Source organism: Microbulbifer sp. ABF4_148 (assembly GCF_056158985.1).
This window is the reverse complement of record NZ_JBSWUI010000001.1, coordinates 2,692,729-2,716,587: the sequence shown is the minus strand read 5'-3', so window position 1 is coordinate 2,716,587 and position 23,859 is coordinate 2,692,729. Positions and strand designations below refer to the sequence as shown.

25 protein-coding genes are annotated in these 23,859 nt (G+C 54.7%); 11 read left to right on the top strand and 14 right to left on the bottom strand.

Going from position 1 to position 23,859, the window contains the following annotated elements; genetic code table 11:
* Positions 1-266: 266 nt before the first annotated feature.
* The 3 genes from ACXAD0_RS11915 to ACXAD0_RS11905 are packed head-to-tail and all read right to left on the bottom strand — an operon-like array spanning position 267 to position 1,859.
* Positions 267-548: a hypothetical protein gene (locus ACXAD0_RS11915; protein WP_475088647.1), complete on the bottom strand. Its 282-nt coding sequence runs from the start codon at positions 546-548 to the stop codon at positions 267-269.
* Between the two features lie 19 nt (positions 549-567).
* On the bottom strand, positions 568-846 hold the full coding sequence (locus tag ACXAD0_RS11910) for a hypothetical protein (protein WP_475088646.1): 279 nt from the start codon (positions 844-846) through the stop codon (positions 568-570).
* Positions 847-848: 2 nt separating this feature from the next.
* Positions 849-1,859, bottom strand: coding sequence for a phage/plasmid replication protein, II/X family (locus tag ACXAD0_RS11905; protein ID WP_475088645.1), 1,011 nt, complete (start codon positions 1,857-1,859; stop codon positions 849-851).
* A gap of 145 nt (positions 1,860-2,004) precedes the next feature.
* Here ACXAD0_RS11905 and ACXAD0_RS11900 point away from each other — a divergent pair, with 145 nt between their 5' ends.
* The 11 genes from ACXAD0_RS11900 (at position 2,005) to arsJ (ending at position 14,021) form a co-directional block, all read left to right on the top strand.
* Positions 2,005-2,451: a helix-turn-helix domain-containing protein gene (locus tag ACXAD0_RS11900; protein WP_475088644.1), complete on the top strand. Its 447-nt coding sequence runs from the start codon at positions 2,005-2,007 to the stop codon at positions 2,449-2,451.
* A 70-nt stretch (positions 2,452-2,521) separates the two neighbouring features.
* Positions 2,522-2,827: a hypothetical protein gene (locus ACXAD0_RS11895; RefSeq protein WP_475088643.1), complete on the top strand. Its 306-nt coding sequence runs from the start codon at positions 2,522-2,524 to the stop codon at positions 2,825-2,827.
* A 19-nt stretch (positions 2,828-2,846) separates the two neighbouring features.
* A complete protein-coding gene (locus tag ACXAD0_RS11890) occupies positions 2,847-3,716 on the top strand; it encodes a hypothetical protein (protein ID WP_475088641.1) in 870 nt (289 codons plus the stop codon).
* Between the two features lie 547 nt (positions 3,717-4,263).
* Positions 4,264-4,890 carry a hypothetical protein gene (locus ACXAD0_RS11885; protein ID WP_475088640.1) on the top strand — a complete coding sequence of 209 codons (627 nt, stop codon included), beginning with the start codon at positions 4,264-4,266 and terminating at the stop codon, positions 4,888-4,890.
* 215 nt (positions 4,891-5,105) lie between these two features.
* Positions 5,106-6,242 carry an amidohydrolase family protein gene (locus tag ACXAD0_RS11880; protein WP_475088639.1) on the top strand — a complete coding sequence of 379 codons (1,137 nt, stop codon included), beginning with the start codon at positions 5,106-5,108 and terminating at the stop codon, positions 6,240-6,242.
* Positions 6,243-6,258: 16 nt separating this feature from the next.
* On the top strand, positions 6,259-7,731 hold the full coding sequence (locus ACXAD0_RS11875) for a hypothetical protein (protein WP_475088637.1): 1,473 nt from the start codon (positions 6,259-6,261) through the stop codon (positions 7,729-7,731).
* A 482-nt stretch (positions 7,732-8,213) separates the two neighbouring features.
* Complete coding sequence (locus ACXAD0_RS11870) at positions 8,214-10,319, top strand: carboxy terminal-processing peptidase (protein ID WP_475088635.1); 2,106 nt, start codon at positions 8,214-8,216, stop codon at positions 10,317-10,319.
* 95 nt (positions 10,320-10,414) lie between these two features.
* A complete protein-coding gene (xthA, locus tag ACXAD0_RS11865; protein WP_475088633.1) occupies positions 10,415-11,230 on the top strand; it encodes an exodeoxyribonuclease III in 816 nt (271 codons plus the stop codon).
* 153 nt (positions 11,231-11,383) lie between these two features.
* Positions 11,384-11,728, top strand: coding sequence for a metalloregulator ArsR/SmtB family transcription factor (locus tag ACXAD0_RS11860; RefSeq protein ID WP_475088632.1), 345 nt, complete (start codon positions 11,384-11,386; stop codon positions 11,726-11,728).
* 38 nt (positions 11,729-11,766) lie between these two features.
* The gene (locus tag ACXAD0_RS11855) at positions 11,767-12,783 is read left to right on the top strand and encodes an ArsJ-associated glyceraldehyde-3-phosphate dehydrogenase (protein ID WP_475088630.1); all 1,017 of its coding nucleotides are present in this window, start codon (positions 11,767-11,769) and stop codon (positions 12,781-12,783) included.
* A 38-nt stretch (positions 12,784-12,821) separates the two neighbouring features.
* Entirely contained in the window at positions 12,822-14,021 is a 1,200-nt protein-coding gene (gene arsJ, locus ACXAD0_RS11850) for an organoarsenical effux MFS transporter ArsJ (RefSeq protein ID WP_475088629.1), read from the top strand.
* 65 nt (positions 14,022-14,086) lie between these two features.
* On the opposite strand, the gene ACXAD0_RS11845 is transcribed toward arsJ, so the two are convergent.
* From ACXAD0_RS11845 to gspF, 11 genes are all read right to left on the bottom strand, one after another.
* A complete protein-coding gene (locus tag ACXAD0_RS11845) occupies positions 14,087-16,297 on the bottom strand; it encodes a hybrid sensor histidine kinase/response regulator (RefSeq protein WP_475088628.1) in 2,211 nt (736 codons plus the stop codon).
* Positions 16,298-16,352: 55 nt separating this feature from the next.
* Complete coding sequence (locus ACXAD0_RS11840; RefSeq protein WP_475088627.1) at positions 16,353-16,556, bottom strand: DUF2788 domain-containing protein; 204 nt, start codon at positions 16,554-16,556, stop codon at positions 16,353-16,355.
* 181 nt (positions 16,557-16,737) lie between these two features.
* Positions 16,738-17,007 carry an acetyltransferase gene (locus ACXAD0_RS11835; RefSeq protein ID WP_475088626.1) on the bottom strand — a complete coding sequence of 90 codons (270 nt, stop codon included), beginning with the start codon at positions 17,005-17,007 and terminating at the stop codon, positions 16,738-16,740.
* Positions 17,008-17,357: 350 nt separating this feature from the next.
* Complete coding sequence (gene gspM, locus ACXAD0_RS11830) at positions 17,358-17,849, bottom strand: type II secretion system protein GspM (RefSeq protein ID WP_475088624.1); 492 nt, start codon at positions 17,847-17,849, stop codon at positions 17,358-17,360.
* A gap of 34 nt (positions 17,850-17,883) precedes the next feature.
* The gene (gene gspL, locus ACXAD0_RS11825; protein ID WP_475088622.1) at positions 17,884-19,263 is read right to left on the bottom strand and encodes a type II secretion system protein GspL; all 1,380 of its coding nucleotides are present in this window, start codon (positions 19,261-19,263) and stop codon (positions 17,884-17,886) included.
* Between the two features lie 105 nt (positions 19,264-19,368).
* The gene (gspK, locus tag ACXAD0_RS11820) at positions 19,369-20,406 is read right to left on the bottom strand and encodes a type II secretion system minor pseudopilin GspK (RefSeq protein ID WP_475088621.1); all 1,038 of its coding nucleotides are present in this window, start codon (positions 20,404-20,406) and stop codon (positions 19,369-19,371) included.
* Entirely contained in the window at positions 20,403-21,215 is an 813-nt protein-coding gene (gene gspJ / locus ACXAD0_RS11815) for a type II secretion system minor pseudopilin GspJ (protein WP_475088619.1), read from the bottom strand. Before gspJ ends, gspK begins: the two co-directional genes overlap by 4 nt.
* Positions 21,212-21,583: a type II secretion system minor pseudopilin GspI gene (gspI, locus tag ACXAD0_RS11810; protein WP_475088617.1), complete on the bottom strand. Its 372-nt coding sequence runs from the start codon at positions 21,581-21,583 to the stop codon at positions 21,212-21,214. The genes gspJ and gspI overlap by 4 nt, the downstream gene beginning before the upstream one ends.
* Positions 21,573-22,145, bottom strand: coding sequence for a type II secretion system minor pseudopilin GspH (gene gspH, locus ACXAD0_RS11805; RefSeq protein WP_475088616.1), 573 nt, complete (start codon positions 22,143-22,145; stop codon positions 21,573-21,575). Before gspH ends, gspI begins: the two co-directional genes overlap by 11 nt.
* A 15-nt stretch (positions 22,146-22,160) precedes the next feature.
* Entirely contained in the window at positions 22,161-22,589 is a 429-nt protein-coding gene (gspG, locus tag ACXAD0_RS11800; RefSeq protein WP_475088615.1) for a type II secretion system major pseudopilin GspG, read from the bottom strand.
* Between the two features lie 49 nt (positions 22,590-22,638).
* Positions 22,639-23,856 (bottom strand): type II secretion system inner membrane protein GspF, encoded by a 1,218-nt coding sequence (gene gspF, locus ACXAD0_RS11795; RefSeq protein WP_475088614.1) that lies wholly within the window; start codon positions 23,854-23,856, stop codon positions 22,639-22,641.
* Positions 23,857-23,859: the final 3 nt, after the last annotated feature.

Genomic DNA, 23,859 nt, shown 5'->3' with positions numbered 1-23,859 from the left:
CCGCTGCTCCGACACTAGGTCTATGCAGCCCCTCCGGGGCGGCTAACCAGACAAGCGTATAAGTGACCCAGTAACCGTTGACGGAAAAACCGTCAACGGTCGCATAATCTGCATTATGGCTAAATCGTCCGCCACGCAAAGGCATTATGCGCGGCTTCCGATCGGCTTTGCCGCCGCCATAGACCGCCGGCGGGAAAGTCTACCGGCGGCCTGCGATGACCATAACACCCATATTATGCGAACTGAGTATTGGTGCAGGGTGGTTATCAATGTGTGCTCAGTGCGCATGGCGCAGCTTGCGCCTGCGCCTCTATGCGCACCTGTGCAGGAACCTCTATTGGTGAAATCTGGAGCTGATCAAGGCGATAAATCTCTATTTCATCAGTACCAGGCTCATCGGCCAAGCCAACTTCCGGACTGCCGACCTCATTGAGAATTACTGCGACCACCCTCTTGATGCCTATCTTGGCATGCATCGGGGTGATCGGCTTGATATGTGTAAAGTGAAACGAGCGAGTGAGCAAATCCTGTAACTGCTGATTAGACATCCTATCCATGCTTAAGCCCTCAGATTATGGGTTGGCCAGTTAGTGCGGTGTATCGATGAAACTTGTACTCGTAGTTGACGTATAGCGAGACTGCTACCGAAGCTTTCTTGCCGACAAGATCTTGCCAATCAGCCTGAACCCCAGAATCGAGCTGCACGCTGGTTAGCTTGATCTCAAAGTTCTGAGCCTGAGTATCTGGCTCAAGAACCAGAACGGCTTGCTTAACAGTCTTCTTGGTGCGCTTGTCGGTGTAGCTATCGTCCAGAATCTTGCGAACCTCTCCTGTGATAGTCAGCATGATCAGGCCACCCGAATCTCGTCCCAGTGACGAACAGGCTCGGCAACCTTGATAGCTCGCTTCTGAAGTGGAATAACGTTGATCATCTGGAGGTCTGCGCGCTTGAAACCTGCAGCCTTCAAGTGGTGAATGTGTCGATACCAAGAAGCCTTGGTGAAGGTCTCCTTAGCTTGCTCATAGCCGGTCATACGAATGCGAACATAGCAATCATATGCAGCTTTAGCTTGCCCCTCGGTGGGCGCAACTTGCGATAGCTTCTCTAAAACAGTGCTCATATCTGTCACCTCAATGTCACTAAAATAATCACTAAAATAGGCGTCATGTAGCTTCAATAAATAGTCCGGAGTTAACTGGTACCAATGGATGTTATGACGCTCTCTAAGCCTGCGAATCAAATGTCTGGCTAAGGTGTGTTCTGCACGTAAAAGTCTCTGTGACTTGGCTAGCTGATCTTCTGTGTAATCTGCCCTCCCCGCGCGCTTACAGCGCTTTGCGTCCTGGCCCTTTAAGTAAATCTTGCCACGCTGCAAGCTAGAACCCTTGCCGATATAGAATCCCTGGGACTCAAATGAATGCTTCTGGCGACTCTCTGGAGACTGCTTTAGATATGCCAAAGCCTGACGAGCTTCTGCTTCAGATTGCATCAAGTAGTTACGAGTAACGTCGATACGAGAACAGCTCCAAAACTCGAGCGGTGGTAAACCTGGGAGCTTTAGGTAATCGCGAGCAAAAGCAATCATCTTGGCCGCGCAGTAACGGATATCCAAAGCACCAAAGACATTGTTAGGTAAACCGACCCGAGCGGGACTGCCCTGAATGTGAAACTCGCCCCCTACCCTGAAGCAGACCTGGTGGGTATCTGATCGGACGGACTCCCATGCGAAAGTCTGCCAGTCGACTTCGCCAGACAGGGCATTGACCTTAAAGATCATAGAGTTGAGGGACTGGAGCTGACGAACAACAGGCTCAGGTAGATGACACAGGTCGATCTTGAGCGTCAGCCAGTCGATCATACCGGCGTGCTCAAACTCCTTCGACGTGTCAAAAAGAGCGAGTTCCACTTGAGACCAAAACCCTGTCAATATGCCTAGAGGGTAGTTTTTACCACCCCTACAGGGCACTATCAACCCTACAGGGCACAAACAGGGGATTAGAATCATGCTTACAGGGTATATAGTGGAGCTAAAAATGTCCTTCGGGGAAAATCTTAAGAGGCTTAGAAGGGATAAAGGGTGGACTCAGGCGCAGCTAGCAAAGGCTGCAGACCTAAAAACAACCCATATACCAAAGCTCGAGAACGAGACGGCAGACCCCAAGCTGTCGAGCATCTACAAACTAGTTAACGCTCTAGGGTGCTCAGCAGATACGTTGCTAATGGATCCAAATAAGACAGGCATAGATGCCGTGCTTAAGGCATCAGTCGAGCGAGTGATGCAACTGCCTGAAAACAATAAGCGGGTGCTTATCGATGTGATCGACAAGTATTGTATCGCGACAGGGCTGGAACAGGCCTTCACCGATGAAAACAAAACATGGCCGAATGTCAGGGTATGGACTGAGGGGCCGGCCCCTGCTCTCCCACCTGAAGAAGACAAAGAAACCTAAGAGTCTCACCCATGAGACTAAGTACCGGTGATACATACACCGGTACGAAATCCATAAGTATCGAGTAGCTATGCAAGTTCTGGAAACAGCTTATCACCACATCATTACTAGCAGACAAACGCCTCCCGACTGGGCATGCATAGGGAAGTGCAGGCGAGTATGGTGGAATGAAGACTTAGAAACCATAACAGCAGCTACACAGGTAAAATGTTGTGGCTGTGAAGGAAAGCTAGTCAAAGCATTGAAGAGTCACTATAGCATCCTTGAGCACGACAACCGCTCACAGATAATCATAGGCAATGGAACAGTAGGCTATATGAGCAAAGTAAAATCTGAGTTCATAGAAAAAGCTAAGAATGAATGGGCAAAGGCCTGAATAACCAAAAGGGAAAGGGATGGAAGAAGAAGTCATAGAAGATATCGAGGCTCTACGGCAGCGCTTAGAAGAAGAGCTTGCGGAAATAGAGAGAAAAAGGGCAGAGCTGGAAGGCATCATCAGGAAGGCGTCTACAGATCAAGAATCCATTGCCACTTCCAGTGAGGAGAGCCAAACCTGGAAATACTCGATTGAAGAAATACTCAAAGAGGTAGAGCATTATCGAGACAATGCGCAAGGTGCATATACTACAGCCTCCGACAACCTAAGAGACTGGGAAAACCTAAGTGACTCTCTGGAAGCTCAGGAATCTAACTACATAGATCTAGTCGAGAGAACAAGGGATAGAGAAGCACAAATCGAAGCATTGCTTCCTGGGGCGACTAGTGCAGGGCTTGCAAGCGCCTTCAAAGATCGCAAAGAGTCATTCAAGACCCCTATTCAGGTCTGGGGAGTCACCTTCGTTGTAGCAATGATACTTCTCATGGTCGTAGCTCACATGGACCCAATAACAATGGAGTTGGCTGAAAAAAACACAAGCTTAAGCTCATATCTCCTTGGGCGCCTCCCCTTTGCTGCACCGATAATATGGATGGCAATATACGCAGGAATCCGACATAGCCAAGCCTTGAGATTAGAAGAGGACTATGCACATAAAGAAGCAATCTCAAAATCATTTGAAGGCTACAAAACACAACTAATGGCAATGGAAAGCGACTCTTCTAGTAAAGATGGAACGCTCAACTTAATCGATCGAACCTTAGCTGCCATCGCCATGCATCCCGGACGAATATATAGCCCCAAACATGACAGCATCTCACCAACGAGTACTCTTCTCGGCTTCCTACCAAGAAGGCGGAAAGACAGTGACAGTGAAGATGTTAACTAGGGGGCTCCGCCCCCTCCTACCCTTCGGGTACCCCCCGGCGGCCTGTCTGGCCGCTGCTCCGACACTAGGTCTATGCAGCCCCTCCGGGGCGGCTAACCAGACAAGCGTATAAGTGACCCAGTAACCGTTGACGGAAAAACCGTCAACGGTCGCATAATCTGCATTATGGCTAAATCGTCCGCCACGCAAAGGCATTATGCGCGGCTTCCGATCGGCTTTGCCGCCGCCATAGACCGCCGGCGGGAAAGTCTACCGGCGGCCTGCGATGACCATAACACCCATATTATGCGAACTAGCGTGAGGGCAAGCGGTGGACGGACCCTTGAGCCGTAAAGATTGTTAGCGTCATCGAATACTCTACACGTGATGGACAATTCAATGAACTTACAGGCTACACACTGGTCCGATCAGTCGCTCCACCATTAACTCAAAGATCTTCCTGTTGCGCTTTTCTCGAAACGCTTCTGCCAGCATTCCCATGGCAGCCTCTCTTGCGGTTGCGCTCGCTATCCACGTTGCACTGATTTGGTTGCCCGTGGAATGGCGCATGGCGATACCCGAAAATTCGCTGACCAATACGAACCCTGTTCAGGTTGCATTGGTACGACAAAGCGCATCCGTACCGGCAGCGCTTCCCGATCCCCGACAAGCGACCGTGGAAACCGGTCCACAACAAATGGACCCATCGGGCAAACTCAGGTCTCATCAGCCGAATCATACTGCGCGCGAGACTGAACTTCAGCGAAGCCAACACGCCCAACAAAACAGTGGCAAGCAGCAGCGCCAACCCACAGGGGAAATCAGCGAGCGCGCGTCTACACAGAATCCACAAACCGCGCCCCCTGACTCAGAGCGTTCACAAGCCACGCCGAGGGAGTCAAACACGCCCATCGATGGCGCCAAATCACGTTCGACCGTCTTCGACCCGAGACGCAAAACACAACTGTCGCAGCATCGCAAAACGCGTGGCTATACGGTACCGACAGAGACCCATTATTTCGACGCTTCCGGACAGCGCGTTGTACGGCAAGGAGATCGCTGCTGGCATGTAAAGAAAGCCAGCCCCACAGACAGCGTGGCGGATTCCGCCCTCTGGTACAGATCAGACTGCCCAAACCACTCAGGAAACAAGGCAGAGATCGAACGGCTGGCAGAAAAGTATCGTATCCCCTGACTATGCGTCAAAGAAGCCCAACCTTAACCCGCCTCGTCCTGTCACTTTGATGTGATGCCACTGAGTGTCAAAGAGGCCGTCTATGGCCTGCTCGTGAAGTTCTGGCAGTTGGACATCCGAATGCCCTATTTCTTCAGCTATTCTATTTGGGCCTTAATTTTGGTCTGGTTCAGGCAATGGAAAACGCCTGACATGCAAACATGCTAGGACGCACAATGAATCGCACTAATTGCTGCCGCGGCGTACTTTACGCGGCCCTGCTCGTCGCCTTGCTCTCCCCAATGGTTGCATCTCCGACAGCCGAGGCCCGCGACGACAAGTATCTATTCAATGACGCGCACTTTCATCTGACAAACTATATTCAGCGTGGCACGGATATACACAAGTATCTCGAAATCATGGGGGACCAGATCGGACGCTCGACACTGTTCGGCATTCCACTACAACAAACGTGGTCCTATCAAAACTCCGCAAATTTTGCCCCCACATATTATCTGGAAAGTGATGCGCCACTTTATTACTACTCCTATACCGATGCAGTTATCGCTCATGCGTATCTGTCGCTATCAAAAGCGCAGCAGGCGCGACTGGAGCCAATGATCACAGGGTTTAACCCTGCTGATATGTATGCCGCTGACCACATTCGTCGTGTATTGGAAATGTTCCCGGGCGTGTTTACCGGTATCGGTGAGTTCACTATCCACAAAGAGTTTGTATCGTCCAAGGTCGCGGGCAATATCGCGAGCCTCACGAACCCGGCGATGGATACGGTGCTAAATTTTGCGGGTGAAACCGGATTGCTGGTGATTATCCATAACGATTTGGATATGCCTTTTGCCAAAGATGACAAGGAGCCGATCTATCTGACACAAATGAAAGATTTGCTGGCGCGTCATTCCAGCACAAGCATCATCTGGGCACATACGGGCCTTGGACGCGTAGTGCATCCGCCAGGAGATCAGGCGACAGAAGCGCCCTCACACATTCGCCCCCCGAGACATTTCGAAATTGTTGAGTCAATTCTCGATGATCCACGGTTTAGTCATGTCAATTTTGACATTTCATGGGATGAGGTTGCGAAATATGCGATTGCAACCCCCGAATCGATCAAAAAAACCGCCGCCCTACTCGATCGTCATCCAGATCGATTTCTTTTCGGTACAGATACCGTCGCGCCAAAAGACAAGCAAGCACAACTCAGTGTATTCCATATGTGGGATCCGATATTTGCCCTGGTACAGCCTGAGACCAAGGAAAAAATCCTGAAAGGCAACTTCAATCGACTTTTTGACGCTGCTGCAAAAAAAGTCCGCGCCTGGGAAAAGGCCAATATCGAGAACAAGAAACGCTGACTCACGGTTGTCGAATATGCCTATATGGACCCAACGCCTGGTCGTCAGTCTGGTAACAGCAGTATCTGTCAGCTCAGGTTTTGCGCAAGACGCAGAAGTTGATGCGCGTGTGCGCGAGCTGGAAAAGAGGCAGAAAGAGCTGGAACGAGAAATTCATGAACGGGATACGCGTATCGATGAGCTAGAAATACGTCAGGCCCAAACCGAAGCAGCTCTCGCTCACGACAGGCCCGATACCGGCCGTTCGTACCCTGAACCCTACTACCAGCCCGAAAGTTGGGGAAAGTATGAGCCAGGCAAAGGGTTTGTCCTCTTGAGATCCTCTCTGGGTGAAGTCGGCCTGAGTATCTTTTCTTACGTTCGCTATCTCGATCAGGACGATTTGGAACCTGAATATACGGACAGCTTCGGCAGAACATTTCCCGTTAGCATTCGCAATCAAATGCAACTGCAAAAGGTTAACCTCACCTTCAAGGGCTGGATCTTCGATCCAAAATTTAACTATCGCTTTTACACTTGGACGAGCAATTCGAATCAGGGTCAATCGGCACAAGTTGTCGTTGCGGGTTACCTCTCCTATCTATTCAATGATCAGTTCAAACTCGGAGCAGGTATCAATGCGCTCCCGACAACCCGATCCACCAGCGGTAACTTCCCTACCTGGCTTCGTGTAGATCACCGGACCATTGGCGACGAATTTTTTCGAGGCTCCTATACGACCGGGATCTGGGCGTGGGGAGAAGCGGTCGACAAACTTGAGTACCGCGTTATGGTTGGCAATAACCTCAGCCAGTTGGGTGTCGATGCGGATGAGCTCGACGATAGCTTCGATACCTGGTCAGGCATGTTGCAGTGGATGCCGACAACGGGCGAGTTTGGTCCCGGGAAGGGGTTTGGTGACTTCGAAATGCATACTGATCTGGCGACCCTATTCGGCCTCCATCTCACCCGCAGTCGAGAAGACGCCCAGGGTCAGCCCGAAGTGAATAGCTTCGATAACAGTCAAATTCGACTATCTGACGGCACGAGGATCTTTTCCCCCGATCCATTCGACGTTGGTGTAAACATTCGTAAAGCGACTTATGCAATGGCTGCGGTCAACGCGGGCATCAAATATTGCGGTTATTCCCTGGACGCGGAATACTTCTGGCGTAAAGTGGACGATTTCAGGACGATTATCCTCAACGATACCAACACTCCTTTGCCCGTCGATAGCCTTCACGATCATGGCTTTCAGCTGCAAGGGTCAACCATGTTGATCCCAAAGACCCTGCAAATGTATTTGTCTGGATCGAAGATCAACGGGGAATACGGCAATCCCTGGGATCTGGCATTTGGATTTAAGTACTATCCGTTCAAGCGAAAGGAGGTACGCTGGACAATTCAGGCGCTCTATACAGACGATTCACCAGTTGGCTATAACAGCGTGCCATTCTCCCGTGGCGGTAACGGGGTCGTTTTCAATACCGAATTCGAGCTTGCATTCTAAGGCTAAAGACTCACGGTAATGCCAAACATGGCGGCGGTACGCTCGAGCAACAGCAAACCCAGACCGCTTCGTTCTTGTATTAGTACGGTGCGTTTTCGAGCAAGGCTAATCTGCGTGGCCCGGGTTGACGTAGTCGTCGATGGGTATACCGGGTTCTTTCATGAAACTGACGGTTCGCCGGATACTGCTTCCTAGATGCCCATGGGGTATGACCTGCGCAGGCAGGAACCGCCACATAGACGCCCGATTGAGAGAACCAGTCGGTCAATCCTTGGGATATTTGCTCTGATTTCCGGAATTAGGCGCAATAGAATTGGACAAAATATCGGCTAGAAGACACGATCTGCCTCATATCAGATCCATTTCATGCCTTTCGGAGCTTTCAGCCTTTATACTTGTCCTAAGCTATAAGTCGCCGTCGAGGGCTTGGCGCTTTGCCATGCCCATGTGCGCTTGAAGTAGGACGTATAAAGAGACTCTCTATGCTTACCAACCGGACCACAGCTCTGCTCTCCAGCTTCCTGTTTACCCTCGTGACTTTGATGTCCAGCTTCAGCTTCGCTGAGGCGGAGAAAGTCCAGCCGGAGGAAGGCCAGGGGGCAACGGCCAAGGAAATCATCGATAAGCTCGAAATGCTGCATTACAACAAGCAGCGTGTCGGCGATGAAATGTCGGCACAGCTCTGGGATGAGTACATCTCTGCGCTCGACCCTACCAAGAGCTATTTCCTGCAGTCGGACATTGATGAGTTCAGCCAGCATCGCAACAAGCTGGATGAACAACTGCGTAGCGGCAACGTCGATACGGGTTTCCAGATCTACAACCGTTACCGGCTTCGCGTGACCGACCGACTCAACAATATCCTCGCGCAGCTTGATAAGGGCTTGCCGGATTTCGATTTCGCGCGGCAGGAATCCCTGATGCTCGATCGCGAGGAAAGCGAGTGGCCAAACTCCATCAGTGAGGCCGATGACCTTTGGCGCAAACGCCTGAAATCGAGCGTTCTCAATCTGCGCCTGACAGAAAAATCAGACGAAGAGATTCGTGACCTGCTGACCCGTCGATACCAGGGCCAGCTAAAGCGGATCGACCAACAGTCCAGCGACGACGTGTTCGAGCTCTATATGAACTCGCTCACCCGCCTGTATGACCCGCACAGTAACTATTTGTCCCCGCGCTCGCTGGAAAACTTCAACATGAGCATGTCCCTGTCCCTCGAGGGCATTGGCGCCGTGCTGCAGCTCGAGGACGAGTACACCAAGGTCGCCCGATTGGTCGCAGGGGGTCCCGCGGACCGCAGCGGCAAGATCAAGCCCAATGACAAGATCGTCGCCGTCGGTCAGGACAAAGAAGGCGAGATGGTTGACGTGATTGGCTGGCGACTGGATGACGTTGTGGACCTCATTCGTGGCTCTGCCGGCACCTACGTTCGTCTGGAGACTATCCCGACGGGTGGCGATGGCACCCATCGTACGGTACTGATCAAGCGCAGCAAGGTGAAGCTCGAGGACCAGGCAGCCAAGAAGGCCATATTTGAGTTTTCTGACGGCGAGAAGAACTACAAAGTGGGCGTCATCAATCTGCCGACGTTCTACATCGACTTTGAGGCCTACCGCCGTCGCGACCCGAACTACAAGAGCACGACCCGTGACGTCGCGCGCTTGCTCGCAGAGCTGCAAAAGGAAAAGGTCGACGGTATCATCCTCGACCTGCGGAACAATGGTGGCGGTTCCCTGCAGGAAGCGACCATGCTGACCGACCTGTTCATTGATCAGGGGCCGGTCGTGCAGATCCGTCATGCCAATGAGCAGATCTCGCGTCACAATCGTTCGCGTTCACGCGCGATGTATCGCGGTCCGCTGGTCGTGCTGATCAACAGACTGTCCGCATCGGCCTCCGAGATTTTTGCGGGAGCGATCCAGGATTACAATCGCGGTCTCGTGGTGGGTAACCAGTCCTTCGGTAAGGGTACTGTGCAGACGATGGCACCGCTTAAAGAGGGTCAGCTGAAGATTACCCAGTCCAAGTTCTACCGGGTATCGGGAGACAGTACACAACACGCCGGTGTGTCCCCGGACATTCCCATGCCGCAGCTGATTGATGCCGAGAGCGTGGGCGAGAGTGTCTACGATACCGCCCTGCCCTGGGATCGTATTCACGCCGTGCCGCACGCCAAATACTTCAAACTCAAAGACCTGATTCCGGGTATCGTGCGCAAGCACAACGAGCGTACTGCCGCGGATCCGGACTTTATCTTCCTGCGGGAGCAGTTCCAGTTTGAAAGCGATCGTGCAAACCGGAAATTTGTCTCCCTCAACGAACAGGAGCGAGAGTCTGAGCGTGTGGCCGTGAACGACAAGCTGCTGGAAATGGAAAATCGTCGCCGCACTTCGAAGGGCCTCGATCCCTACGAAAACTTTGAGGCGTATGAAAAGAGCGAGTCCGAGGATACCGCTGCGATCGGTGGTCCAGTGGAAATCACACTGGAGGATGATCCGATACTGAACGAGGCGGGGTATATTCTCTCCGACTTTATCGGCCTGTCGACCAAGGAAGCCAACAAGGCCACGGCGCAAGTCACAAATTAATACAATGTAATGCCGGTTCGGGATGACTTCCGAGCCGGCCATAAGAACGACCAGGCTGGGGTATCCCCGGCCTTTTTATTTCGGGGGAAAAATGAATGAAAGTCGTTTCATTTAATGTGAACAGCATTCGCGCACGCATGCACCAGCTGCAGGCGCTCGTCGACAACCACGCACCGGATATCATCGGCCTGCAGGAAACCAAAGTCACCGATGAGGAGTTCCCGGTCGATGAAGTGCGCGCACTCGGTTATGAGGTGATCTACTTCGGTCAGAAGACCCACTATGGGGTCGCCATGCTCGCACGCCTGCCCTTTATTGAGCAGGAATATGGATTCCCCGGGGACGCGGAAGATGCTCAGCGGCGCCTGGTAGTTGGGCGTTTTGATATTGGTAAAGCCCATCCGCTCACGGTGCTGAATGGTTACTTCCCCCAGGGGGAAAGCCGCGAGCACCCAACCAAGTTCCCGGCCAAGCGCAAGTATTATGCGGATCTCGACGAATACCTGCGGACCCGATGCTCCCCGGATGCCCCGGTTCTGGTCATCGGGGATATGAACATTTCCCCCTCGGATCTCGATATTGGTATTGGTGACTCGAACCGCAAACGTTGGCTGAGAGATGGCAAGTGCAGCTTCTTGCCGGAAGAACGCGAATGGCTGACCGGTATCGAAAACTGGGGCCTGGTCGATACTTTCCGCGCGGCTAACCCAGAGACTGATGATGTGTTCAGCTGGTTCGACTACCGCAGCCGGGGCTTCGACCGCGAGCCGAAGCGAGGCCTGCGCATCGACCTGATTATGGCCACACAACAGCTGGCGGATAGCTGTGTCGCGACCGGCGTGGATTATGACATTCGCGGTATGGAGCGCCCCTCCGATCACGCGCCAGTCTGGGCGGAATTCGCCCTCTAGCAACCCCCTCCCCAATCAGGCCCCGCCCCGCCAAGCACTGGCGGGGCGCCGTCCACAATAGTCATCTCCCTCCACTCGCTCTCACTACCCCCATATACGGCTATCCATATATATGATTTTCCATATATACTCCGTTCGCGGAGGACAGCACCTATGGTACCGACCACACTGATGAAGAGCCTTGCAGATCCGACCCGGCTGACATGCGTCCTGCTGGTCTTGCGGGAGCAGGAACTGTGTGTCTGCGAACTGACGGAAGCGACCCAGCTCAGCCAGCCGAAGATCTCGCGACATCTGGCGCAGCTGCGCGAGGGTGGAATCCTGGCGGATCGGCGACAGGGACAGTGGATCTTCTACCGCCTGAATTCATCTCTGCCTGGCTGGGCGAATGCGATCATCCACGCAGCCAGCGACGGTCACGAAACCGCGCTGAAACCGGCTCTGGCGCGCCTGAGCGCCATGGGGCAAAGGCCCTCGCGACAAGCAGGCTGCTGCTGAATATCCCAGACAACCGTTTATGAATCGTGGAGTAACCCATGGCAATCAAAGTAGGAATCAACGGATGCGGTCGTATCGGCCGGCTGGTGGTACGGGCGGCCTGGGACTGGCCTGACTTCGATATTATTCGGCTCAATGATCCGGCTGCCAACGCGGAGACACTGGCGCACCTGCTCAATTTCGATTCGGTACATGGACGCTGGGCGCATCAGGCCACTGCCGACGGGAACCGGTTGCTCGTTGATGAAAAGGTCATTGATTGCACTGCCAACCGTGAAATCGGTGAGACCGACTGGTCCGACTGTGACCTGGTCATCGAGGCCAGCGGGGTCATGCGTAGAACCGCCTTACTGCAAGCGTATCTGAATCAGGGCGTAAAGCGCGTGGTCGTTACGGCGCCGGTGAAAGAGCCTGGTGTTCTGAATGTTGTCATGGGCGTGAACGACGGCCTGTTTGATCCCGATCAGCATCGTATTGTGACAGCCGCGTCCTGTACCACCAATTGCCTGGCACCGGTGGTCAAGGTGATTCATGAAAACCTGGGAATTCGGCACGGTTCGATTACAACCATCCACGACCTCACCAATACCCAATCCATTCTCGATGCGCCACACAAAGATCTTCGTCGAGCGCGGGCCTGTGGTATGAGCCTCATTCCCACCACCACCGGGTCGGCCACCGCGATTACAGAAATCTTTCCCGAACTTAAGGGGCGGCTAAATGGCCATGCGGTGCGCGTGCCGCTCGCCAATGCCTCTCTCACCGATTGTGTTTTCGAGGTCGAAACCGCCACAGACGCCGAGCATGTCAACGCGCTTCTGAAAAATGCCGCCGAACACGAGATGCCGGGGATTCTTGGCTACGAGGAACGCCCGCTGGTCTCCATTGATTACAAGACGGATCCCCGCTCCAGTATTGTCGATGCACTGTCCACCATGGTGGTGAATGGCACTCAGGTAAAGATCTATACCTGGTACGACAATGAATGGGGTTATGCGAACCGAACCGCGGAGCTCGCGCTTAAAGTCGGCAAGGCCGATCAGGTCGTCGCCTAGGTGACATGATGCCTGTGTTCAAGAGCCCGGACAGTCCCGTGCACCAGTATATGCTGGTGACCCTGAATTACTGGGCGTTTACCCTGACTGACGGCGCCCTGCGCATGCTGGTGTTGCTGTATTTCCACGACCTGGGATATACGCCGTTACAACTCGCCATGCTGTTCGTGTTTTACGAGTTTTTTGGCGTAGTGACGAACCTTATCGGCGGATGGCTTGGTGCCCGCATTGGGCTAAACCGTACGATGAATATCGGTCTCGGCCTACAGGTATTTGCGCTGCTCCTGTTATTGGTGCCGACGGCATGGCTCAGCATTCCGCTTGTGATGATGGCCCAGGCACTGTCGGGTATCGCCAAAGACCTCAACAAGATGAGCGCGAAAACCGCGGTCAAGCTGTTGGTACCAGCACAGGAAAGTGGCCGCCTCTATCAATGGGTCGCTGTACTGACGGGATCCAAAAACGCGCTGAAGGGGGCGGGATTCTTCCTCGGTGGTGCCCTCCTCGGGATCGTCGGATTCCGCGGCGCCATCCTGATGATGGCCCTAGCGCTGTTCCTGGTGTGGCTCGGTAGCCTGGTGCTCCTTCGTCCTGATCTTGGACGCAGCAAGGCGAAGAATCGCCTGCGCGATGTCTTTTCAGATAACACGGCCATCAACCTCCTGGCGACAGCACGAATGTGCCTGTTCGCAGCGAGAGACGTGTGGTTTGTGATCGCCCTGCCCGTGTTTCTTTCCAGCACGCTCGGCTGGGGACACTGGCAAGTGGGCGCCTTTCTGGCGTTGTGGGTTATGGGATATGGTGGCGTTCAGGCAGTCGCGCCGGGCTTAACCAGATTGATGGGGATCGCAACCCCCGGTAGTGGTACCGCGGCAGTTTGTGCACTGGTATTGGCCCTCATCCCTGCACTCATTGCCTTGGGGCTGACGCAAGCGACGGCTTCTCCAGCCAGCATTTTGATCATTGGACTCTTCGTGTTCGGCTTGGTTTTTGCCCTGAATTCCGCGGTGCACAGTTTTTTGATTGTGCACTACGCACGGGAGGACGGGGCATCGCTGGACGTAGGGTTTTACTATATGGCTAACGCCATGGGACGCCTGCTCGGCACCCTGCTCTCCGGATGGGTTTTTCAGGTCGCCGGGCTAACGGCCTGCCTGTGGATTTCGAGTGGACTGATTCTCGCTGCGGGTCTCTTCGCTCTTTTGATCCCCAGAGGACCTTCCGGCTCGAGACGGTGACATCCTCTGAGAGCATTGCCCTCTCAGGACAAGGTTAATCACTCCAAACACCAGGCCCCCGCCAATCAGGAGACTTCACCAAGCCAGCGTTCAAGCGTTTCTCTGAGTGGTTCTTTGGCGAGCGGCTTCGTCAGAAAGTCGTCCATACCCGCGGCCAGGCAACGCCCTTCAAATTGCTCTTCGGTGGTACTGGTAAGCGCGATAATAGCGACCCTGTCGCCCGGACGGTGCTCGGATTCCCAGTAGCGCAGACGATCAATAATTTCCGCGGAATGTTCAGCATTTTGCTGGCAATCCACCAGTAACAGATCGTAGGTGTTATCGGGCATCAGCAACAGGGCATCGTCGACCGAAGCCGCAACGTCTACCTGGTAGCCCAGCGCGTGCAGCATTTCTTCCGTCACTCCCTGATGGGCCCGGGATTCCTCAATCAAAAGGAGTCGACGCTCTCCACGATGCTTTACCGCCTTCGAAACCACCCGTCGTGTGGCTTTTTTACCTTCACCGAACAGGCGCGCGACGATAGTGTCGTGCAATTCCTTGCGCGTCGCCGGGCGGGCAAGGAAATGGGTGCATGGCGCCAACCGGCAATATTCGCCCATGGCCTCGCGATGAATCTCTGTTCCGAGACACACCAGGGGTAACGACTCACGATCACCAATGGACTCCAGCAAAGGCAACAGAGCTTCCAGCATCTCCGTGCTGCCCATTTCCGGTGCGAGCAAGACGAGCTGTCGACGCCCGGCCGCCTTGGTCAGCAGCTTGGCAAGATTCTGCTCATCTTCTGGCGACCAGCGTGTGCAGGTCGCCTCCATGCCGAATGAATTCAGCGTATCGAGTAGACCGGAAATATAGAGCCCGCCCTGATGCAGCAGTAGCATCTCACAGTCCTGTAGGCGGCGATCCGGTGTCAGGTAAACGCGCTGATTGGGCTCGATGCCAAACTTCACCACAACCTGGTAGCGGTTGCCCTCGTTGGAGGAATTGAGCTGAAGGTAGCCGCCCATTGCCTCGGCCAGTCCTTTGGCAATCGATAGCCCCAGGCCGGTGGTTACCTGATTGGTATCCAGCCGCGCAAAGGCTCCGAACAATTCGCTTTCATCCGGCAAAATCTCCCCGCGCCCATCGTCGATGAGACAAATGCTCAACTGCCCTTCAGTGCCACTAATGGGTGAGAAACTGACCTGCCCCCAGAGCTCGCCACGCTGGGCGATCGCCGTTGCAGAATCCACGAGATTCCTGATCAGCTGTGCGGTCTTGCGGTTGTCACCGGTGACCATGACCGGCAGGTTGTCAGCAATCTGGAAATTAAACTCCAGGCTCTGCCGGTGGGCGATCTTTGCCGCAAATTTGAAGGATTTCTCGATCGTTTTGACGAGATTAAATGGCGCTTGGCGCAGCCGGATGTCTTTGCGGGCCACACGCGTAAAAAGACCCACATTATCGACCAGCTTCAATTGCTGATTACTGGCGTTACGCGCGAGCTGAACCCACTCCTGTTGCCGTTCCGGTAGCTTCTCAGCCTCCAACAGCGCCAGTGCCCCCAGGGAATCCGCCAGCTGGCTGCGAAATTCCTGTCCGATATTGGTGATGAACTCGTTGGTTAACTCGACCGCCGCTTCGGAATGCTTGCGCGCTTCGGCCAGGCTGCTGGCGCGCTGCTGCAGCTCCTGCATAGCGGACTGACGATCCCAGTAGTTTTCCGACTCCCGTTGGGCTTGATGAGCCGTGAGCCACACAAAGGCAATGGTTAGGGTCCCATAGATCAAGCCAAGCACCTCGCCCCCGAGCATCGCAGCGACGGCGGCTGGCAACAGGGAAACCGAGATGAACCAGATCAGGAATCGATGGTAAGGAGCAAATACGGAAGCGACACTCGAGCAAAAAATGACGGTGTAGAGCCAGAGAAAATGGGTCTCGGGAGCAAAGCCCTCAAGGACAACATGGAGCAGTAGAATTCCGCCCCACCACGCGGCGCCCAGTGTCGATGCGATAAAATATCGACGACGCCACCGATAAGGCCCCGTCGCATAGAGATTGCTGAAGCGAAAGACGAAGTATCCACGCAAGAGGGTCAACAGGATCAGGCCGACGCCCATTGCCAGCAGCAGTTGCGGGTATTGATTACGCAGCTCACCAATGGCAGAGGCAATAAAGAAAGCCAGCAAGGTGAGCAACATGCCCCGTCGACTGTACTTGGCGATGCGTGTGTCCGTTACACGGCAGACACGTCGATCTTTCTGCACCTTCAGTGATGGGCGATCAAAGAGTGGCATCAGCCTTACCTGTCAGCGTCATTGGCCTGACTCTGGAATAATGGAGTATTGGCCATCAGCCTATACCCAACACTTCCACCAGAACTGTTTTGATAATAAACCCCAGCAGCCCAAGACCAAGCGCCAGAAACAGGATAAACGTCCCGAATCGACCAGCCTTGGACTCCTTCGCCAGATCCCAGACGATAAACAGCATAAACAGGATCAGGCCACCAATCCCAAACAACAGTGCATACTCTTCAAACTGCTCGATGCTCATTGGTGTACCGCGGGTAAAATTTTGGCGCGAATTTTACAGTGAAGCGCCACGAGATGACAGCGCTAGTCGAGAGGGAGAAAGGAAATAGGCGATTCAATCGCCAGTTACGCCGGGGCGAGCAGTGCCTCGCCCCGCCTGTTACCGGTAGCGCACACCGGACCATGCATTCAGGCCACGAATTTCAGGCGCCTTGATAATAATCCCCGTCTTCAGCCTTGGTGCCACAGCGCAGTCGACGAACCTCGCGGTCCCGGTACCGACTATCTTGCCAGCATCGCGGCAAAGACTCTCCGGAAAGGAAGCTCAGTTGCGCTTTGTCGAACACCTCAGGGTCTTGTACCTCCTCGCCCCATAGATAGCGCCCGACAACGGTGAGCTCGTATGGGTTCGCGAGGGTGACGATATCTGCCACCTCAACCAGATGTTTGGTGGACGTATCTCTAAACAGCATTTTGGCGCCCCTTTCTTTGAGATATTTCTAGTATAGGGGCTTTGGCGGAAAATTCTGCTTTAGATTCGGGAGGAGATTCCGGCCGTATAAGCAATTAAATAGAACCTAAGACCGTCAAATTGGCCGAAATCTTTCTATCTTATCGACAAGCGGCTCATAGTCTCGACTGAAAAGTCGATGAGAGCACGATCTAGCGGTCCATGCGGAAAGTGTTGTAACAACGGAGCACAGCCATCGTGTTCAGATCAAGGCGAGGAAGCGCAGGAATAGTGGTTCTCTTTCCGGCTTTCTCGACGCAGAGCTGAACAGGTTGGCGAAGCGAACTGTGACATCATTTTCCGCATGGACCACTAGCCCTCCAGCGTCAGGCGAGCCGACACCATGCCCTCTTCCGCCAGCGCATCCAGGTTCACGGTGACGAAACTCAGCTTTTGTCGCATCAGGGTATTCATCCACCCCTGAACATCCTGATAGCGAGCCTGCTCAATCCAGATGCGGATACGCGTGTCGCCCTCGGGCTCGAAGCGCTTGATGGTAATCTTGTGCCGTTGGGCGGCTGCGGTGACCCGCTGCAACAGAGTGCCAGCCGCTTCACCTTGGTTGGATCCGCGCGCGGCCGCTACCCGTTCCAGCGTCGGTCGCTGGTCTTCGATCCACTGCAAAAGTGCCTGCTTTTCTTCCGCGCGCTTGCGAGACTCGTCGAAATAGCCTTTTGCGGGCATAAACAGGCCATAGACCAGAAAAATCCCCCCAAGAAATATCGATAACAAGGTCAGCGCCCTGCGGTCATTGGGCGGCAGATCGCGATATTGCTGCTGAAGCTGTTCCAGTTTGGCTTTCATAGAGGGTAACTTCGATTCCAATTATTCTTCACGCTCAGCGCATGCGTACACGGCCGGAGACACCTTTCTCCAGTTCGTTCGCGGCCAGGAGCTCTGCATTAAAGGGACCATTACCCAGCCCTGACACAAATGCATCAAGGTCAGAGAGATTGGCCGCCTTAACCTGAATGACCATTTCTCCGCGGTTCCCGTCAAAGCGCAGCGACTGTAAACGCAATGAGGCGCCCTTGTGTGCAACCCAGGCACGACTCAATTCCTGCACCTGGCCACTAAAGTTACTGCCCCCGGAACCGGCCTGATTGAGGTAGCCCTGAATTTGCCTGCGCAGATCGGCACCCGCCCGATCATTGGGGAAAATCTCTTTGAAAGTGGTTTCGGCCTCACGCGCAGCTTGATTGGCTTGCCAACTGAAAAAGCCCCCGGCCGCGAGGAAAAACACCAGCTGAGCGACAAAACAGAAGGCAGCCACTTTCACTGGTAGGCGCCACCAATCCTTTTCACTGGCAACCTCCTTGAGGCGAAACGCACCGGAGAGCAGATTCACGAGATTTCCCGGTTTCGCCCGATCAGCGAGGAGCGTCTCGGCATCAGCGCGAACGGACAGACGCTCGCCAAACACCGATTCCAGCTCACCGATGAGAAGCTGGTCCGATTCCTGGGCACCCAGAACACTGATCTGTGCACTTGGTTTTTGTGAACCCTCGTCGCCCTCTTCCTGCTGGTCTTCTGCCAGTGTGAGTAGTGCGGAGACATGTTCCCGTCGGGAAGTCAGGCCGTAGCCCTCTTCGTACCACAGATGTGCCGACTGCCCATCGAGCCAAACGGTCGTGCCTTCAGCGGCCGCGCTCAGCAACTGATATTCCGGCAAGACAGCAACAATGGGCCAATTCAAACGCTGGAGCTGGTCGTACAGCGCTCGAATTTTTTCTTCGGCGATGGCGTATACCGTGCACAGATCGCCTTTCAGGGGCTGGCAGACGAAATGCAGGTCTTCGACATCTTCGGCCAATCGATCTTCCACCAGATAACCCAAAGCCGCACTCTGCTTGCGGACCGGGCGAGGCACCGATTCAACCGCACTCCAGACCCAGCTCCCCGGCAACAATAGCGCGATACCTGCGCCGAACGCATGATCATCGAGGACGGCTTCTGAGACGCTTGATGGCGCTTCGGGAGTCGTCGATTCGCCGCTCGCCTGCGTGCCAACGGCATCGACATCGACATCGACATCGACATCGGCATCGGCAGCGAACGCATGGGCAAAGGCCGCATCCACGGGAAAGTCTATCCAGGCGTGCCCGTCCCACCGTTGTGCACTGACGCACGACGTACCGTGTTCGGTAACCAGACGAACCAGAGTCAATCCCCGATGCGGTTGTGTTTGGGCTGACTGCGCGCCCGCTGCGTGTTTCATAAATTCCGACGACTATTTGTTATATCTTGAAGATGTCTGTAAATCTCTGATACCAGCGTGTGCTATGGCGCATATCGTAAACCGGACTGCGATCCATGCCACCCTCTAGTTCCTTCCATTCGCCGGACGATCTGTCAATTGCGACTGGAGCGGTGTATCACCCAGAAGTTCCTGTGCGCGATTCCGGGTAAACATGCGACGCTGACGCTGCACCACCCTTACCTTATCACCGCTCAAATGGAGCATGGACTCCCAGTATTGGCTGTGGTCACCCTCTTCACCCAGCTGCACCGCAATCCGCGCGAGAAAGTAACGGCTGTGAAAGGTCAGGCCATTCACCCCATTGAGTCCGTAGGTCTCGAGCTGGGAAGGCTCAGAAATAACCCCATCTGAATCCCGGAAGCTGACGATCTGAGCAACATTGGCCGTGGGCGCCATTGCCTCGAGTAGCTCTTCAGGGGCAAAGTTCACATTGATCTCTGTGCCGCCCTCGGGCAAAGCACAAAGGAAGGGCGCCAACGCATCCCAGTCGGCAGGCTCCATCCCCTCGACCACGGACAATTCAGAAACGTCAGTGATCGGGCCATCCGGGGTCCGGTGACTCAGCTCCCGCCCCATATAACCGTTATCCTCGACACCGCGCGCCTGGGGGGTATCGCCCCGGTCGACCCAATCCTGGATCACCTCAGCCAGCTCGGGTTTACCGGTCACTGACGACACCAGACGCTTGAACACTGTCATCTGCTCGGATGCTGCACCAGGACCGCCTGCCCCATCAGTGGCCGCTGCACCCACCAACGAATTGACATTAAAACAAGAGTTTAAGTCACTGATACGTATGATCATTTTCCCATTATCTGGGTTAAACGACAGCGCTTGCCTGGCCCAGTCGTCCAAACGCGAATCGGCCGAATTGGTGTCTTCCCCATCACTCTCATGATCGCGCTGCAGCGCAACTTGTGCCCATGCCTCAGCACCGGAGACAAACTCTCCAAGCTGTACATTGGCCAGAATCGCCGCTGACCGCGACATCGCGATATGGTCACGGGTGATGGTATGGGAGAGCGCAGCGATGGCGATCACCATGACCAGTAACACGGTAATCAGCGCCACTCCCCGCTGCCTGGCGATCCCCCTGATCATCTGCCCACCCCATTGGCTGAGCGCTGGGGCTGGACATCCTCACCCTCTTCCCGCTCTCCTTCGTTCTCATCGCCGCCGTTACCCGGCTGCCTTCCAGCCCCGCTCGTGGAACCATCGAAGGAAATGGCATGGGGGAAGTTAAACACCCGACGAATTTCGGTGCCGCCCGACAGCGTCAACACCATTTCGACCGCGCCCGGCAAGCGGGTATCGGCGGAGCTAGAGCCTGACGCAAGGCCCGAGCTTACCGGTGGCCACTGGGCAAGCCAGGTTTCTGCTTCGCGGTCAAAATAGCGAAGCACCATGGAGTCGATGCCCGACAGCATGGGCTCTGACAAAGGCTCGGAATCTGGCCCCCGGTCTAAAACCTGCCAGCGGGTACGCAACAGCAAAGCCCCTTGATCCTGACCATCGAGCAATGGGTCATCGTCATTGTCTTCGGAAAAGCCCAGTGAATAACCCAGACGCTGCAGGTCACCGCGGGGCTCCCGCATCAGGTTGGCCGCACCAAGGCGGGTAAATTCAATTTCATCACTGTCGCCGCGCAATGCGGGCTCATAACCGGTGTAGCCGTTCTTGATGGCCCGAGCCGTCACCTGACGAAAATCATCTTCCATCCGGTATAACGCCATGGATAAACGCCGCAGGTGCTCCGCCCGGGTATCCAACAGACGGTCGGTGACCATAAAATTTTCCAGCAAGGCATAGGAACCCAGACTGATAATACTGACCAACGTCAGTACCACGAGCATTTCCACCAGGGTAAAACCGCGTGAAATCGGGCGAATGGACTTGGAGGATGCCTTCATTCTTGTCCCGCCCATGCCTCTAGTGAATACGAATGGAACTCCGCATCCGGGCGGCGCACACGAATGACGATTTTTCGCAGCTGCTCATCATTGGTTTTTTCGACCTTGCCGAAGACTTCCCACTCTCCGCCAAGACCTTCGAAGCGTTCCGTCTTTTCTCCAATGGGTGGCCATGGTTCCTGTACGCGTAACTGGGCGAGCGCTTGTTGGGCAACCCAGCTCGCAGCCAGACGCTCTTCCATCACCGCCTGCTGATTGACGCTTCCTTGAAGAGTTTTCATGACAGAGGCTGCGATCACCCCGAATATGACCAGCGCCACCAGCACTTCCACCAGGGTAAAACCACGTTGCTGCGCCTTAGTACTCATCGGGATTCCATTCCAGCTTTAATCCCGCAAGCCCCGAATAAGAAATTCTCGCGGTGCGAATTGCGCGCCCTTGACCATACAACTCCATATCCACTTCTACCGGCAATACCTCGCCACTGGAAAGAGAAACAAAGTGCGGGATACGCTCTTCCTCACGCTCTTCTTCGCCAAAACTCGTGGACTGGCTGCTGGGGATACTGGCCTCGCTAACCACTTCAAGACGCACGTTTTCTGGCAGCGTATGCCGGACAAAACGCGCACTCCCGGTACCCCGACTCAATGACTCCAGCGGAACCCAGGTCCGTGTGCCCTCGTCATAGGCAACCACTTCATAGGCTTCCCGATCCAGAACGACACCATAGTGGGCTTTATCGATCACAGACCGATCGGCAACCAGCTGCAACAAACCAGTCAACCGTTCCACTTCCGACGACCATTGCCGCTCGTCGCTCCCGCTCATCGAGAGCACAGCGAAACCTGCGAGGGTCCCGATAATGATCAGCACCACCAGGAGCTCGATCAGGGTAAATCCCGCATTGCGCTGTAGAGGGGCCGACTGCATGAGGCGAACTGCCGGTTAGAGATCTGCCAGGAAAATATCGCCGGCTTCACCTTCGCCGCCCGGCTGACCGTCGGCACCGAGGCTAAACAGATCGTAAGCACCGTTACTTCCAGGGCTAATATACTGGTACTCATTACCCCAGGGGTCTTTCGGTGCGCGCTTCAGGTAAGGCTGGTTCCAGTTTTTTGCCTCGGGAAACCCGGACGGCTTGCTGACGAGCGCCTGCAAGCCCTGCTCGGAGCTCGGGAACACAAAATTATCCATGCGATACATGCTGAGCGCAGTCTCGATCGCACGAAGATCGGTGACGGCCGCTTTGACACGCGCTTCACCTGTGCGCCCCATGATATTGGGTACAACCAGCGCGCCCAGTACTCCGAGAATAACGATGACCACCATGATCTCAATCAGGGTAAAGCCCCGGCTCTTATTGATTTTCTTCATCACTCACTCCTATTCTCACAGGGCTCAATGCCCTGACACAGAAAGGCGATCACATTACCGCCTGGTTCATACTCATAATCGGCATCATGATTGCCATCACAATGAACAATACAATGGATGCCATTAACACCAGCATCGCCGGCTCAAAAAGACTGACAAACGCTGTGACCGCGCCCTGCAGATCCTGTTCCTGAGACTCCGCAGCGCGACCCAGCATTTCGTCCAGACTGCCGGAAGATTCACCACTGGCAATCATATAAATCATCATCGGAGGGAAATACCCGACATCCTCGAGTGCCTTGCGCAGGCTGCCGCCCTCTCGGACGGATTTTTGAGCCGCACGCAGACGCTCGGCAAGATAGTCGTTACTCATCACTCCCCCAGCGATTCCCATCGCCTGGACGAGCGGCACACTGCTCCCGGTCAGAATGGCCAGTGTCGCGACGTAACGGGCACACTGGCCACCGCGAACCAACCAGCCAATCAACGGCAATTCCAGCAGACGATGATGCACCCGATAACGGATGGCAGGACGGCGCATCAGCACAATGCCGCTCACCACAAGACCGATGAATACCGGCGGGATCAGCCATCCCCATGCGGCGAGGAAGTCGCTGATCGAGATCAGGACCCGAGTCGCCCAGGGCAAGGCTTGCCCGGTTCCCGTGAAGACTTCAATCACATCCGGCACGACGTAAACCATCAGTCCGGTGACCACGAGCACACAAATCACCACAAGGACAATCGGATAGATCAAAGCCAGCTGAACTTTCTGGCGAAACTTCTGTTGGTTCTCAGTAAAGTCGCCGAGTCGTTCCAACACGGTATCCAGATGCCCGGAATGTTCGCCGGCCTCGACCGTCGCACGATATAACTGCGGAAAAGCCCGAGGAAAACTACCCAGTGCGTGGGCCAGAGTGTGGCCTTCGAGTACTTTGCCGCGCACCGCCAATACGATGCGGCGAATTTTGTTGTTGCGCGTCTGGGAGGCAATGGCGCTGAGTGTTTCCTCCAGTGGTATGCCCGCGCGCAACAGCGTCGCAATCTGCCGCGTCAGCAGCGCGAGGTTCTTGATACTGAGCGATGGCCCTCCTCCGAACAGGCTGACCCCGGAACCGCGCGAATCCTCTGCCGCAGGCGAGACCTCGATCGGCACCATTCCCTTGGCACGCAACTGCTGTCGCGCCGCGCGCGCACTATCTGCCTCGAGCGTTCCGCGATTCTTGCGTCCGGTTGGGTTCAGAGCGACATACTGAAAAGCACCCACAGC

Coding starts and splice junctions, on each gene's coding strand:
- ACXAD0_RS11915 (WP_475088647.1), bottom strand. CDS start 548: ATGTCTAATCAGCAGTTACAGGATTTGCTCACTCGCTCGTTTCACTTT.
- ACXAD0_RS11835 (WP_475088626.1), bottom strand. CDS start 17,007: ATGCTGTTTAGAGATACGTCCACCAAACATCTGGTTGAGGTGGCAGAT.
- gspK (WP_475088621.1), bottom strand. CDS start 20,406: ATGATCAGGGGGATCGCCAGGCAGCGGGGAGTGGCGCTGATTACCGTG.
- ACXAD0_RS11900 (WP_475088644.1), top strand. CDS start 2,005: ATGCTTACAGGGTATATAGTGGAGCTAAAAATGTCCTTCGGGGAAAAT.
- ACXAD0_RS11845 (WP_475088628.1), bottom strand. CDS start 16,297: ATGCCACTCTTTGATCGCCCATCACTGAAGGTGCAGAAAGATCGACGT.
- ACXAD0_RS11880 (WP_475088639.1), top strand. CDS start 5,106: ATGAATCGCACTAATTGCTGCCGCGGCGTACTTTACGCGGCCCTGCTC.
- ACXAD0_RS11890 (WP_475088641.1), top strand. CDS start 2,847: ATGGAAGAAGAAGTCATAGAAGATATCGAGGCTCTACGGCAGCGCTTA.
- ACXAD0_RS11895 (WP_475088643.1), top strand. CDS start 2,522: ATGCAAGTTCTGGAAACAGCTTATCACCACATCATTACTAGCAGACAA.
- gspG (WP_475088615.1), bottom strand. CDS start 22,589: ATGAAGAAAATCAATAAGAGCCGGGGCTTTACCCTGATTGAGATCATG.
- ACXAD0_RS11885 (WP_475088640.1), top strand. CDS start 4,264: ATGGCGATACCCGAAAATTCGCTGACCAATACGAACCCTGTTCAGGTT.
- gspH (WP_475088616.1), bottom strand. CDS start 22,145: ATGCAGTCGGCCCCTCTACAGCGCAATGCGGGATTTACCCTGATCGAG.
- gspL (WP_475088622.1), bottom strand. CDS start 19,263: ATGAAACACGCAGCGGGCGCGCAGTCAGCCCAAACACAACCGCATCGG.
- ACXAD0_RS11860 (WP_475088632.1), top strand. CDS start 11,384: ATGGTACCGACCACACTGATGAAGAGCCTTGCAGATCCGACCCGGCTG.
- gspM (WP_475088624.1), bottom strand. CDS start 17,849: ATGAAAGCCAAACTGGAACAGCTTCAGCAGCAATATCGCGATCTGCCG.
- ACXAD0_RS11840 (WP_475088627.1), bottom strand. CDS start 16,556: ATGAGCATCGAGCAGTTTGAAGAGTATGCACTGTTGTTTGGGATTGGT.
- ACXAD0_RS11855 (WP_475088630.1), top strand. CDS start 11,767: ATGGCAATCAAAGTAGGAATCAACGGATGCGGTCGTATCGGCCGGCTG.
- ACXAD0_RS11870 (WP_475088635.1), top strand. CDS start 8,214: ATGCTTACCAACCGGACCACAGCTCTGCTCTCCAGCTTCCTGTTTACC.
- xthA (WP_475088633.1), top strand. CDS start 10,415: ATGAAAGTCGTTTCATTTAATGTGAACAGCATTCGCGCACGCATGCAC.
- ACXAD0_RS11875 (WP_475088637.1), top strand. CDS start 6,259: ATGCCTATATGGACCCAACGCCTGGTCGTCAGTCTGGTAACAGCAGTA.
- ACXAD0_RS11910 (WP_475088646.1), bottom strand. CDS start 846: ATGCTGACTATCACAGGAGAGGTTCGCAAGATTCTGGACGATAGCTAC.
- gspI (WP_475088617.1), bottom strand. CDS start 21,583: ATGAGTACTAAGGCGCAGCAACGTGGTTTTACCCTGGTGGAAGTGCTG.
- ACXAD0_RS11905 (WP_475088645.1), bottom strand. CDS start 1,859: ATGATCGACTGGCTGACGCTCAAGATCGACCTGTGTCATCTACCTGAG.
- gspJ (WP_475088619.1), bottom strand. CDS start 21,215: ATGAAGGCATCCTCCAAGTCCATTCGCCCGATTTCACGCGGTTTTACC.